The following is a 14913-nucleotide window of genomic DNA, read 5'->3' as shown; positions in this document are numbered from 1 at the left end:
CAGAAGTGACCTGTGGCCGTTGACGCCTCACGTGCAGCGACCACAGGATGCGAGGCATGGCCGACCTGGACAGTGGAACGGAACACTGGACAGCGGAACAGCAGGGGCACCGTCCCGGGCGTCAATGCCGGGGAGCCGGCCGTGCTGACCTGGGAGCCGTACTGAGCGGCCTGCGGGGTGCCGTCGTCCGGCCGACCGGACCGGGTCGGGTGGGCGGCGCAGCACAACGCACCTGCCCCGGGGACGCGGAAACGCCTACGGCACCGGCGTTCCGGGGCGGCCCGGAACGCCGGTGACGCATGCGTCCATCCCGGCTACGGGAGCGTCCTCATCCCCGCGACCAGGGTCCTGGCCTGCACGTTCAGGTGGTGGCTGTACTTCAGCAGTTCATTCATCTGACAGAGCGTCACCCATCGGAAGTCCTCGGGCACCTCCGTCGGAAAGCCCTCGTCCACCTCGATGATCAGGTAGCGACTGCGGGCATGGTGGAAGCGGCCGCCCTCCTCCGACAGCACGGCGTCGAACAGCGTCCGCTCCGGACCGCGCTCCAGCACGGCATCGAGATACCGGGGACGGTCCGCGGCCGGAAGATGGGCATGGCTCTCCGGAGTGCACTGCACCGTCGGTCCCAGCTCCACCACATCGAGGAAACCCGGCTCGACCCGTGCGCTCAGCAGCGCGTGCGGCACCCCGCCGATCCGCTTCACCAGCAGCGCGGCGATCCCCAGCCCGTGCGGTTCGAGCAGCGGCTGTGACCAGGCCGGGACCTCACGCCGGTGCGAGCTGACATCGACGGCGACGATGCTGAAGAAGAGCCCGCTCTCATGCGAGATCGCCTCGTCCGAGCGGCGCCAGCCCGCTGCCTCGCGCAGCGGCAGCGGCTCGGTGGTGATCTCGTGCCGGGCCCGTCGCGTCGTGACCCAGCTGCGGATCTCCGTATCGGAGTGCAGGCCGGCATGGGCCGTCGACGTACCCGCGCGCCAGTCGGGGATGCAGGACAGCACCGTACGGGCATCCATGTTCACCAGATCGGAATGGCGCAGCAGCGCACCGAGCTGGCCCAGCGTGACCCAGCAGAAGTCCTCGCCCGCCTCGACCTCGGGGCCCACCTCGACCACCATGTTGCGGTTGCGCTTGCGGAAGAACCACGACCCCTGCTCGGACTGGAGCACATCGGCCAGCACCCGGCGCGGATCGGGGTCGATGAAGCAGTCGATGTACGGCACGGCGGAACCGCCGTGCACCCGCGTGTAGTTGCTCTTGGTGGCCTGCACCGTGGGGGAGAGCTGCACCCCGTTGATGTTCCCCGGCTCCGGCTTGGCCTGCATCAGGCAGTGCAGCACCCCGTCGATCTCGCGGACCGCGATGCCCAGCACACCGATCTCCGGCTGGTGGATGATCGGCTGGCACCACTCACGCACCGGCCCGTAGTCGGAGCGGACCCGGATGCCCTCGACGGAGAAGAAGCGCCCGCTGTCATGCCGCAGGTTCCCGCTTCCGGGAGCGAAGTTCCAGCCCCGCAGTTCCTCGAAGGGTATCCGGCTGACCTCCAGCGCATGGGTATGCTGCCGCTCCTCGAACCACGTGTGAAACGCCTCGTTGCTCATCACCCCGCCCTCCATGGCGAGCGCGGAGGCGGCGAGCCGGCCGGACAGTCCCGCCGCCCGCCGGGAAGACAGTGCGGGGCCGGATGAGCGCAACGGCCCCACTGCGCTGTCCACATGCATTGCTGCACCCTCCATGCCGATGTGTGTGCGGCGCCGGACGGCCGCTCTCTCCCCTCACAGCCTGCACCGGGGACTTCTGGCATTCACCTAGTCCTGTGTGCCTCGTCCGCGATGGCCGGCGGGGCGGGAGGGGTGGCCAAGGCACCCAGGCGCCCGCGAGACGGGTACCGGGGTCCGTCGCCGAAGGCTTGCGGCAAGCGGGCGCGCACCGAGGCGGAAGCCCTGCTCAGGGCGGTACGGAAGTCCTGCTCAGGGCCGTGCGGAAGGAGCCTCCGCCGCGCCTAGGAGTTCCCCTAGAGGTGGCCTTCGGCCCACCTTTCGGAGCCCGTCGCTGTGGAACGGTGAGCGCAAGCCGGTGCCGCTTCGCGTAGGGAGTGCGATTGATGAACGGGTCGGAATCCGCGGGCTCCACGATTCCCTCGCCACACGGCGAGCCGATCGCGGTCATCGGCCTTTCCTGCCGCCTGCCCGGGGCAGCCGACCCCGACGCCCTCTGGGAACTCCTCCGCGACGGCAGAAGCGCCGTCACCGAGGCACCCGCCGACCGCTGGGCCGCCGAACTCCTGGAGCGGTCAGGGGTGTCCGAGCCGGCCCGGGGCGGCTTCCTCGACGAGGTCGCCGCCTTCGACGCCACCTTCTTCGGCGTCTCACCGCGCGAGGCGCAGTCGATGGACCCGCAGCAGCGACTCGCCCTCGAACTCGGCTGGGAGGCCCTGGAGAACGCCCGCATCCGCCCCGAACGCCTCCACGGCCACCGGACCGGGGTGTACATCGGAGCCACCGTCGAGGACTACGCCCTGCTCGTCCACCAGCAGGGCCCCGCGGCACTCGACCACCACACCCCGACCGGCCTCAACCGCGGACTCATCGCCAACCGCCTCTCCTACCACCTCGGTCTGCGCGGCCCCAGCATGACGCTGGACACCGCTCAGTCCTCGTCGCTCGTGGCGGTCCAGGCCGCATGCGACAGTCTGCGTCGCGGAGACTGCCACACCGCCCTGGCCGGCGGGGTGCACCTCAATCTCGCCCCCGAGAGCACCATCGCCATGTCCCGCCTCGGCGCACTCAGCCCGAGCGGCCTCTGCCACACCTTCGACGCCCGTGCCAATGGGTTCGTACGCGGCGAGGGAGGCGGCCTGGTCGTCCTCAAGCCGCTGGCCAGGGCGCTGGCGGACGGCGACCAGGTCCACTGTGTGATCCGTGGCGGAGCGGTCAACAACGACGGCGGCGGGCCCGGACTCACCACCCCGGATGCCGCAGCGCAGGAAGAGGTGCTGCGCCTGGCCTGCGAACGTGCCGGCGTCCACCCCGGCGATATCGGCTATGTGGAGCTGCACGGCACCGGCACCAGGGTCGGCGACCCCATCGAGGCAGCGGCTCTCGGCGCCGCCCTCGGCACCGACCCACGACGGAGCACCCCGCTGCCGGTGGGTTCGGTCAAGTCGAACATCGGCCACCTGGAAGGGGCCGCGGGAATCGCAGGGCTGCTGAAGGCGGTGCTGTGCGTGGAGCACGGACACCTCGTGCCGAGCCTGAACTTCAGCACACCCCACCCCGACATTCCGCTCGACGCCCTGAACCTGCGGGTGCAGACGGAGTCTTGTACATGGACGGCGCAGCAGGACCGTCAACTCGTCGCTGGTGTCTCGTCGTTCGGCATGGGCGGTACGAACGCGCATCTGATCGTGGGGCGGACCGAGCCGCACGAGCAGTCCGATCGGCCTGATGGGACGGAGTCGGCCGAGGGTGAGGGTGCTGCTGCGCCGACGGTCGTGTCCTCCGGAGCGGGTGCGGGTGCGGGTGCGGGCGGGGGCGTGGTGGTGCCGTGGGTGGTGTCGGGGCGTTCCGCGGGGGCGTTGGCGGGGCAGGCGGAGCGGTTGGTGTCGCGGGTGACGGGGGGTGGTCTGTCGCCGGTCGATGTGGGTTGGTCGCTGGTGGCGTCGCGGTCCTCGTTCGAGCACCGGGCGGTCATCGTCGGGGCCGAGACCGGCGAACTGACCTCCGGGGTGCGCGCGGTGGCGGAGGGACATGCCGATGCCGCGGTGACACTCGGCGAAGTGTCCGACCGCGCTGGCGGGACGGTGTTCGTGTTCCCGGGTCAGGGGTCGCAGTGGGTGGGGATGGCGGTGGAGTTGTTGGACTCGTCGCCGGTGTTTGCGGGTCGGTTGGCGGAGTGTGGGGCGGCGTTGGAGCCGTTCACGGACTGGTCGTTGAGTGGTGTGTTGCGTGGGGTGGACGGGGCGCCGGGTCTGGACCGGGTGGATGTGGTGCAGCCGGTGTTGTGGGCGGTGATGGTGTCGTTGGCGGAAGTGTGGCGGGCTCATGGTGTGGAGCCTGCGGCGGTGGTCGGTCATAGCCAGGGGGAGATCGCGGCGGCTTGTGTCGCCGGGGCGTTGAGTCTGGAGGATGGCGCTCGGGTGGTGGCGCTGCGGAGTAGGGCGATCCGTGCGCTGTCGGGGCGTGGCGGGATGGTGTCGGTGGCGTTGCCCCGGCCCGAGACGGAGGAGTTGATCAAGGCATGGAACGGTCGGGTCTCGGTTGCGGCGGTCAACGGTCCGTCGTCGGTGGTGGTGTCCGGTGATGGTGATGTTCTGGACCGGTTGGTGGCGCAGTGCCGGGAGCGTGGGGTGCGCGCGCGACGGGTCGAGGTGGACTACGCCTCGCATTCGGCGCATGTGGAGTCCATCGAGGAGACGCTGAGGGAGGCCCTGGCACCCATCACGCCGCGGGAGTCTTCCGTGCCGTTGTTCTCCACGGTGACGGGGGAGTGGCTGGACACGGCGGCGATGGATGCCGGGTATTGGTATGCGAATGTGCGGCGGACCGTGGAGTTCGCGCCTGCCGTCGAAGCCCTGATCGCAGCAGGTCACCGCACGTTCGTGGAGGTCAGCCCGCATCCGGTGCTGACGATGCCGGTGCAGGAGACGGTGGAGGACGCGGCTCCTGAGGCGGTGGTGGTGGGCACGCTGCGCCGGGGCGAGGGCGGGCTCGTCCGGTTCTACCTCTCACTGGGCGAGCTGTACGTGAACGGGGTGGACGTCGACTGGTCCCCGGCCTTCGCCGCCCATCGTCCCCAGCTCCTGGATCTGCCCACCTACGCCTTCCAGCGCGAGCGGCAGTGGGTGGAGCACACCGCCGCCGAGCGTCCCGGCCGGACCGCTTCCCAGGAGCCGGCCCGGCCCGCCGACGCCACGACCGCCGACGCCACGCCCACCGGCCCCGCGGCGGGCCGGCCGACGCTCGATGTCGTACGGGACAACGCTGCCGCGGTGCTCGGCCATCGGGAGCCCTCCGCCATCAACGCGGGCCGGACCTTCAAGGATCTGGGCTTCGACTCGGTCACCTCGGTGGAGCTGCGCAATCGGCTGAACCGGGCGCTCGCGGTGCGGCTGCCGTCCACGGCGCTGTACAACCATCCCTCTCCCGCCCGGCTGGCCCGCCATATCGACGCGGAATTCCTGGGCGGCAGCAGCGCCCTGGAACCAGCGCACCGCCCGGCCGTCGATCCCGATGAGCCGATCGCCATCGTCGCGATGGCCTGCCGCTACCCCGGTGGCGTGCGGTCGCCCGAAGACCTCTGGCAGGTGCTGCGGGACCGCGTGGACGTGGTGTCGCCGTTTCCCACCGACCGGGGCTGGAACACCGACGGCCTGTACGACCCGAACCCCGAACGTTCGGGCACCAGTTACGTACGCGAGGGCGGGTTCCTGGACGCCGCGTCCTTCGACGCCGGGTTCTTCGGGATCTCGCCGCGCGAGGCCCTGGCGATGGACCCGCAGCAGCGGCTTCTCCTGGAGACCTCCTGGGAGGCGCTGGAACGGGCAGGTATCGACCCGGCGGGAGTCCGCGGCAGTCGCACGGGTGTGTTCGTCGGTGCGATGGCGCAGGAGTACGGCCCCCGTCTCCACCAGGCGAGCCACCAGGTCGAGGGGCATGTCCTCACCGGAACGACCACGAGCGTCGCCTCCGGACGCATCGCCTACACGCTCGGTCTTGAGGGGCCGGCCATCAGCGTGGACACGGCGTGCTCGTCATCCCTGGTGGCACTGCATCTGGCGGCGCAGGCGCTGCGCGGCGGAGAGTGCACACTCGCGCTCGCCGGCGGGGCGACGGTGATGTCCCGGCCGGGAATGTTCGTGGAGTTCAGCCGGCAGCGGGGACTGGCGCCGGACGGACGGTGCAAGCCCTTCGCCGCTGCCGCCGACGGCACGGCCTGGGGCGAGGGCGCCGGAATCCTGCTGCTGGAACGCCTGTCGGACGCCCGGCGCAACGGCCACCCGGTGCTGGCCGTGATACGCGGCAGCGCCACCAATCAGGACGGCGCCTCGAACGGCCTCAGCGCCCCCAACGGGCCCTCGCAGGAGCGTGTGATCCGGGCCGCGCTCGCCGCAGCCGGGCTGCAGCCGTCCGAGGTCGACGCGGTCGAGGCGCACGGTACCGGGACGACGCTGGGCGACCCCATCGAGGCCGAGGCGATCCTCGCCACGTACGGCAAGGACCGCGAAGAGGACCGGCCACTGTGGCTCGGCTCGCTCAAGTCCAACATGGGGCACACCCAGGCCGCCGCCGGGGTCGCGGGAGTCATCAAGATGGTGCTCGCGCTGCAACACCGCCTCCTGCCGGAAACCCTGCACCTCGATGCACCGTCCCCGCATGTGGACTGGTCGGCAGGCACGGTACGGCTGCTCACCGCGGCGCAGCCGTGGGAGGGGAACGGGCAGGTGCGCCGGGCCGGAGTCTCGTCGTTCGGCATCAGCGGCACCAATGCGCATGTGATCGTGGAACAGCGTCCGTCGGAAGCCCCGCACGGGGCGGGCGGCGACGCGGAGCGGGACGGGACCGCCCAGCAGGGTGGCACCGCGGAGCAGGGCGGTGCAGAAGCGGGCGACGGCGCCGCCGGGCGTCCGGTTGTGCCATGGGTCGTACATGGCCGTACCCCGAACGCACTGCGCGCACAGACGGCCGCGCTCGCCACCCATCTCGATTCCCTCCCCGACGCCGCACCGTACGACGTGGCGCACTCCCTGCTCACGACCCGCGCGGCAATGGAACACCGAGCGGTGCTCATCGGCGACGCCCCTGCTTCGCTGCTCGCGGCCCTGCACGCCGTGGCCGAGGGCGACACCGGCCCCCACACCGCCACCGGCTCCGTACCCGCTGCCCCCGGTCCAGGAGCGGTGTTCGTGTTCCCGGGTCAGGGGTCGCAGTGGGTGGGGATGGCGGTGGAGTTGTTGGATTCCTCGCCGGTGTTCGCGGGTCGGTTGGCGGAGTGTGGGGCGGCGTTGGAGCCGTTCACGGACTGGTCGTTGAGTGGTGTGTTGCGTGGGGTGGACGGGGCGCCGGGTCTGGATCGGGTGGATGTGGTGCAGCCGGTGTTGTGGGCGGTGATGGTGTCGTTGGCGGAGGTGTGGCGGGCTCATGGTGTGGAGCCTGCGGCGGTGGTCGGTCATAGCCAGGGGGAGATTGCGGCGGCGTGTGTGGCGGGGGCGTTGAGTCTGGAGGATGGCGCTCGGGTGGTGGCGCTGCGGAGTAGGGCGATCCGTGCGCTGTCGGGGTGTGGCGGGATGGTGTCGGTGGCGCTGTCCTCGTCCGAGGTCGCGGAGTTGATCGAGCCGTGGGGTGGTCGGGTTTCGGTTGCGGCGGTCAATGGGCCGTCGTCGGTGGTGGTGTCCGGTGATGCGGATGCGCTGGATGAGCTGGTGGCGCAGTGCCGGGAGCGTGGGGTGCGGGCTCGTCGGATCGAGGTGGACTACGCCTCGCATTCGGCTCATGTGGAGTCGATCCGTGAGGAGCTGCTGGAGGCTCTGGCGCCGGTCGTGCCCCGGAAGTCGTCCGTGCCGCTGTTTTCGACGGTGAGGAGGGAGTGGCTGGACACGGGGGAGATGGACGCCGGTTACTGGTATGCGAACCTGCGGCGGACCGTGGAGTTCGCGCCTGCCGTTGAGGCTCTTGTCGAGGCCGGTCACCGTACGTTTGTGGAGGTCAGCCCGCATCCCGTGCTCACCGTGCCGCTTCAGGAGACTGCCGAGGCTGCCGGTGTGGAGGCGGTGGTGACGGGGACGTTGCGTCGTGACGACGGTGGTCTGACGCGGCTCTACACCTCCCTCGGGGAGCTGTATGCGAACGGTGTCGACATCGACTGGTCCCCCGTGTTCGCCGACCGGCGCCCGCACCGGGTGGAGTTGCCGACGTATGCGTTCCAGCGGCAGCGCTTCTGGCTGGAGCCGGTTGCGCCGGCCGTGGCCGTATCCCCAGAGGAAGAGGCGTTCTGGACGGCCGTCGGCGACCAGGACGCGGAAGCGCTGGTGGGCACGCTCGGGCTGCCCGGCGTCGAGACCCTGAACGAGGTGCTTCCTGCGCTGTCGTCGTGGCACCGGAGCCGGCGGCAGCGCGAGACAGCGGACGGGTGGCGCTATCGCGTTGTGTGGCGGCCGCTCACCGAGCCGGCCGCCGGGCAACTCGACGGCAGCTGGCTCGTGGTGGTTCCGGCCGGGTACGAGGACGACGCTCTCGTGCAGGATGCCCGGGAGGCGTTGGAGGAAGCGGGCGCACGCATCCACTCGCTGACGGTGCAGGACGGCGCCGAGCTGGTGGAACTGCTGCGCGCCGAGTCCGCTCCGTACGCCGGAGTGCTGTCACTACTGGCCCTGGAGGAACGGCCGGACCGTACCCACCCCTCTGTTCCCACCGGCCTGTCGCTCACGCTCGCACTGCTTCAGGCGCTCGGAGACGCCGGGGTCGGTGCCCCGCTGTGGTGCGTTACCCGAGGTGCGGTCGCCACCGGTGGCTCCACCGCTGGCTCCACGGGCCAGGACGGTGCGCCGGTGAATCCCGATCAGGCCGGGATCTGGGGGCTCGGTCGGGTCGCCGCGCTGGAGCACCCGGAGCGGTGGGGTGGGCTGATCGACATGCCCGCCGCCCAGGCCGGTGGTCAGCCGGCGGTGGACGACCGGTCGGCGGCGCTGATGGCGCGGATACTGGCAGCCGGAGACGACGAGGACCAGCTCGCTGTCCGCGGGGCCGCCCTGTTCGGGCGGCGGCTGGTTCCCGCACCGGTCGCCGGTGTGACTCCGCGGCGTTCCTGGCGGCCGCGCGGCACCGCCCTCGTCACCGGCGGCACCGGAGCGCTGGGCGCCCATATCGCCCGTTGGCTCGCCGACCAGGGCGCGGAACATCTCGTCCTCACCGGTCGTCGTGGCGCCGATGCCCCCGGCGTGGCCGCACTGTGCTCCGAACTCCGTGACCAGGGTGTTCAGGTCACCGTGGCGGGCTGCGACCTCGGCGATCAGCAGGCGGTGGCGGACCTCGTGCGGCAGATCGAGCAGGACGGGGAACCGGTGCGGGCCGTGGTGCACGCCGCCGGTGTCAGCGCCCTCGGCCCGCTGGCCGGAGCCGGGCCGGAGGACCTCGCGGCGGCGCTCGTCGGCAAGGTCGCCGGCGCCGGCCATCTGTCCTCCGTGCTCGACCCCGCACAACTCGACGCCGTCGTCTACTTCTCGTCCATCTCCGGCACCTGGGGAGTGGCCGACCACGGCGCATACGCGGCGGCCAACGCCCTCCTCGACGCCCATGCCGAACGGGGCAGGGCCGACGGGCTGCCGGTAATGTCGGTCGCCTGGGGCCCCTGGGCCGGCGGCGGCATGATCGCCGACTCGATTCACGAGGTACTGCGGCGCCGCGGAGTGCCCGTCATCGACCCGGACACCGCGCTCACCGCGCTTCAGCAGGCGCTCGACCACGGCGACACCTCGATCGCGGTCGCCGAGGTGGACTGGCAGCGCTTCAGCAGCGTCTTCACCTCGGTACGGCCGAGCCGACTGCTCACGGAGATCCCCCAACTCGCGGTGGACAAGGGCGAGGACGAGAACAAGGGGCGAGGCGGAGACGGGGACGGGGGCGGGAGCGGGGGCGACGGCAGCGATGGCACGGTGCGCGGGTCCGCACGGTCGCTGCTCGCCGAGCGGCTGGCCGGACTCGATGCCCGGCACCGCACCGCCGTACTGCTGGATCTCGTCCGCGAACAGACCGCCGCCGTGCTCGGTCATGACAAGACGGCCCCCGTGGACTCCGAACGCCCCTTCAAGGAGCTGGGTTTTGACTCCCTGACCGCCGTCGAACTGCGCAACCGCCTGAGCCGAGCCACCGGGCTGCGACTGCCACGGACCGTCGTGTTCGACCACCCCAGCCCGGCCGCGCTCGCCGGCTACGTCGGCACCGAGATCACCGGCGAGGAGGAACCCGCCGCGAAGCCGTCCGCGGCGCCCGAGCCCGTGGCTGTGCCCGCGCCCGTCTCCGCAGAGGCCGACCCGATCGCGATCGTGTCCATGGCCTGCCGCTACCCGGGGGGCGTCCAGTCGCCCGAGGACCTGTGGCGGCTGGTGCGGGAGGGCACCGATGCGATGTCCGCCTTCCCCACCGACCGCGGTTGGGACCTGGAGGGCCTCTACGACCCCGATGCCGACCAGCCGGGCAGCAGCTACGTCCGGGAATCCGGATTCCTGCGCGACGCCGGTGACTTCGACGCCGAGTTCTTCGGGATCTCGCCGCGCGAGGCCCTGGCGATGGACCCGCAGCAGCGGCTCCTCCTGGAGACCTCCTGGGAGGTTTTCGAGCGTGCGGGCATCGACCCCAAGTCCCTGCGGGGCAGCGGGACCGGCGTCTATATGGGTGTCACCGACCAGGAGTACGGGAACCGCCTCCGCGCGGCGGACCCCGGGCAGATCGAGGGATATCTCGCGACCGGTGCGGCCACCAGCGTGGCATCCGGCCGGGTCGCCTACACCCTGGGACTGGAAGGCCCGGCCGTAACGGTCGACACGGCATGCTCGTCGTCACTGGTCGCCCTGCACATGGCCGTGCGCGCGCTCCGCTCGGGGGAGTGCTCGCTCGCCGTCGCGGGAGCCGCGATGGTGATGGCTGATCCCGGGCCGTTCATCGGCTTCAGCCGTCAGCGGGGGCTGGCGCGGGACGGGCGGTGCAAGCCGTTCGCGGCGGCGGCCGACGGCTTCGCGCTGTCCGAGGGCGTCGGCGTGCTGCTGGTGGAACGCCTGTCGGACGCCCGCCGCAACGGGCACCCGGTGCTGGCGGTGGTCCGTGGAACGGCGATCAACCAGGACGGTGCGTCGAATGGCCTGACCGCCCCGAACGGTCCTTCGCAGCAGCGGGTGATTCGGGCCGCGCTGGCCGATGCCGGTCTGGCGGCCGGTGAGGTGGACGTGGTGGAGGCGCACGGCACCGGTACGTCGCTGGGTGATCCGATCGAGGCGCAGGCGTTGCTGGCCACCTACGGGCAGGGGCGGGAGGCGGACCGGCCGCTGTGGCTCGGCTCGGTCAAGTCGAACATCGGGCACACCCAGACCGCTTCCGGGATGGCCGGTGTCATGAAGACGGTGCTCGCCGTGCGGCATGCCGAATTGCCGGCGACCTTGCATGTGGACGAGCCGTCGCCGCACGTGGAGTGGTCGTCGGGCGCGGTGGAGCTGCTGACCGAGGCCCGGCCGTGGACGGCGGAGGACGACCGTCCGCGCCGCGCCGGAATCTCCGCCTTCGGGATCAGCGGGACCAATGCACATGTGATCGTCGAGCAGGCGGAGGAGCCTGAGCAGGAACAGGAAGGGGAGTCGGCTTCGGTCTTTTCTGCGTCTTCGGCCTCCGATGGCGTGGTGGTGCCGTGGGTGGTGTCCGGGCGTTCTGCTGATGCGTTGGTGGGGCAGGCGGAGCGGTTGGCGAGGCGGGTGGCGGGGGCTGGCTGGTCGCCGGTTGATGTGGGTTGGTCGTTGGTGGCGTCGCGGTCGTCGTTTGAGTACCGGGCGGTGATTGTGGGTTCGGATTCCGATGAACTGGCCGCAAAGTTGGGAGAGTTGAGTTCGGCTGCTGCGGTGGGTGATCCGGGCAGGACGGTGTTTGTGTTCCCGGGTCAGGGGTCGCAGTGGGCGGGGATGGCGGTGGAGTTGTTGGATTCCTCGCCGGTGTTCGCTGAACGGTTGGGAGAGTGTGAGGCGGCGTTGGAGCCGTTCACGGACTGGTCGTTGAGTGGTGTGTTGCGTGGGGCGGAAGGTGCGCCGGGCTTGGACCGGGTCGATGTGGTCCAGCCGGTGTTGTGGGCCGTGATGGTGTCGTTGGCCGAGGTGTGGCGCGCCCATGGTGTGGAGCCTGCGGCGGTCGTCGGTCATAGCCAGGGGGAGATCGCGGCCGCTTGTGTCGCCGGAGCGTTGAGTCTGGACGACGGTGCCCGGGTGGTGGCCCTGCGCAGCAAGGCGATCCGTGCGTTGTCGGGCCGTGGCGGGATGGTGTCCGTGGCCCTGTCCTCGTCCGAGGTCGCGGAGCTGATCGAGCCCTGGGATGGCCGCGTTTCTGTCGCGGCGGTCAACGGCCCGTCGTCTGTCGTGGTCTCCGGTGATGCGGATGCGCTGGACGAGCTGATGGACGGGTGCCGGGAGCGCGAGATCCGTGCGCGTCGGATCGAGGTGGATTACGCCTCACACTCGGCTCATGTGGAGTCCATCCGCGAGGAGTTGCTGGAAGTTTTGACGCCCGTCGCACCCCGTACGTCGTCCGTACCGCTGTTCTCCACGGTGACGGGGGAGTGGCTGGACACGGCGGAGATGGATGCCGCCTATTGGTTCACCAACCTACGGCGAACCGTGGAGTTCGCGCCCGCCGTCGAAGCCCTCATCGAGGCCGGTCACCGCACGTTCGTTGAGGTCAGCCCGCACCCCGTGCTCACCGTGCCGCTTCAGGAGACTGTCGAGGCTGCGGGCGGGGAGGCGGTGGTGACAGGGTCCCTGCGTCGTGACGACGGTGGTCTGTCGCGGCTCTACACCTCCCTCGGTGAGCTGTATGTGAACGGTGTGGAGGTGGACTGGTCCCCGGCCTTCGCCGCGCATCGTCCGCGGCTCGTGGACCTGCCCACCTACGCCTTCCAGCGCCGCCGCTACTGGCTGGAGTCCGGGCAGCCGGCGGTGGACGGTGTGGTCGACCCGGTGGATGCGCGGTTCTGGGACGCGGTGGAGCGTGCGGATCTGGAGGGCCTGGCGGCGACGTTGGGGCTGGCGGAGCCGGGGGCCTTGGGTGAGGTGTTGCCGGTGCTGTCGTCGTGGCGGCAGGGTCGGCAGCGGCGGAGCACGGTGGACAGCTGGCGCTACCGGATCGTCTGGCGACCCCAACCCGAGCCGGAGGAGGGTGAGTTGGCGGGGCGGTGGCTGATCGTGGTTCCCGCCGACTACCTGGACGACGACCTCGTGCAGGCGACCTCCCGTGGTCTCGGCGACCGGGCCCGCATCATGCCCGTATCGGCCACTGCCGACCGTGCGGAACTGGTGGCACAGCTGGCGGCGCTGTGCGGTGATGCTGACACCCCGCTGCACGTGGTGTCGCTGCTCGCGCTGGACGACCGGGATGCCGGCGGCCACCGGGGAGTGCCCAGCAGTCTGCTCAGCACCCTGGCCCTCACCCAGGCACTCGCCGACTCGGAGGTCAAGGCCCGCCTCTGGGCGGTCACCCAGGGCGCCGTCTCCACCGACGTCGCCGCAGGGGGACCGGGGCCCCACCGGGCGTCCGACCCGATACGCAACCCCGGCCAGGCGGCGATCTGGGGTCTGGCCAGGGTCTTCGGCCTCGATCACAGCGAGCGCTGGGGCGGTCTGATCGATCTGCCGGGGACCCTGGACGACGACGCGCTGCGCCGTTTCCTGGCCCTGCTCGGCGGTGACGGCGGCAGTCAGGACGAGTATGCGGTCCGCCCGTCCGGTGTCCACGCCCGGCGCATGGTGCGCGCGCCCCTCGACCCGTCGGCGGTGGCCGAGCCGTGGCGGCCGCGCGGCACCGTTCTCATCACCGGGGGCACCGGCGCCCTCGGAGCCCATGTGGCGCGGGCGCTCGCGGCCGGCGGTGCCGAGCACCTGGTGCTCGCCGGCCGGCGCGGCCCGGACGCCCCCGGTGCATCCGAGTTGTCCGCCGAGCTGACCGCCCTCGGCACGCGCGTCACCGTGGCCGCATGCGATGTGACCGACCGGGCCGCGGTGGCCAAGCTGCTGGACTCGTTCACCGACGAGGCTTCGCTGACCGCCGTCGTGCACACCGCGGGCGTCGTCGGCGAGGCCCGTCCACTGGGCGAGACCTCACTCGAAGACGCCATGGCCGCCGTACACGCCAAGGTCTCCGGCGCCTGCCACCTTGACGAGTTGCTGGCGGATCACCCGCTGGACGCCTTCGTGCTGTTCTCCTCCGGCGCCGGGGTGTGGGGCAACGGCGGCCAGGGACCCTACGCGGCGGCCAACGCTGCTCTTGACGCACTCGCCGAATGGCGCCGGGCACAGGGGCGCCCGGCCACCTCCCTCGCCTGGGGTGCCTGGGCCGGGGGCGGCATGGTCGACGAGGCCGTGGCCGAGCAGCTGCGTCGCCGGGGTGTCCCCGCAATGGATGCCGGCCTGGCCGTACATGCGCTGCGGGAAGCCGTCGACCACGGGGAGACCACCCTCGTCGTCGCCGACATCCGATGGGACCGTTTCCTCCCCGCCTACACGGTGAGCGGGCCCCGTCCGCTTCTGGACGAGCTGCCGGACGTACGGCAACTGCTCGCCGGCCAGGAGGACACGGCGGACGAGGACGGCGAGAAGGGTTCGGACCTGCCGGGCAGGCTGGCCGCGCTGCCGGAGGCCAGGCGTAAGCGGATGCTCCTGGACCTGGTCCGCACCTATGCGTCCGCTGTACTGGGGCACTCCTCGACCGAGGCGGTCCGGCCTGCGCGGGCCTTCCGTGAGCTGGGCTTCGACTCACTGACCGGGGTGGAGCTGCGCAACCGGCTCAACGCGGTCACCGCGCTCAGGCTCCCCGCCACTCTGGTCTTCGACCACCCGACACCGACCGCGCTCGCCGAGTATCTGCGGGACGAGCTCCTGCCCGCGGAGCCCGAACCGGAGCCCGAACCGAAACCGGCACCGGGGCTGCGACCGGAGGCAGGGAGCGGGGCCCCCGTGCTCCCCGAGCTGCGACAGGTCGCGAGCGCACTGCAAGCGGCCGGTGACGACGACACCCGGCGGGCGCTCACCGAGGGACTGCGCGGCCTGCTCACCCAATGGGAAGGCCAGACCCCGCCACCACCGGCGACCGTCGACGACGAACTCGCGGAAGCGAGCGACGAGGACATGTTCGACCTGATCGACAGGGAACTCGGGACCGGCTGATC

The 14913-nt window shown here is 71.3% G+C and carries 2 protein-coding genes; one reads left to right on the top strand and one right to left on the bottom strand.

Translation table 11 applies throughout. The features are described from left to right. Positions 1-314: 314 nt before the first annotated feature. The gene (locus tag ACWC9R_RS19755) at positions 315-1742 is read right to left on the bottom strand and encodes an NDP-hexose 2,3-dehydratase family protein (protein ID WP_450733150.1); all 1428 of its coding nucleotides are present in this window, start codon (positions 1740-1742) and stop codon (positions 315-317) included. Between the two features lie 368 nt (positions 1743-2110). Between ACWC9R_RS19755 and ACWC9R_RS19750 the strand changes: the two genes are divergently transcribed. Then, on the top strand, positions 2111-14911 hold the full coding sequence (locus tag ACWC9R_RS19750) for a type I polyketide synthase (protein ID WP_450733148.1): 12801 nt from the start codon (positions 2111-2113) through the stop codon (positions 14909-14911). The last annotated feature ends 2 nt before the right edge of the window (positions 14912-14913 follow it).

The organism is Streptomyces sp. NPDC001219 (assembly GCF_053597915.1).
This window is presented reverse-complemented; position numbering and strand designations above follow the sequence as displayed.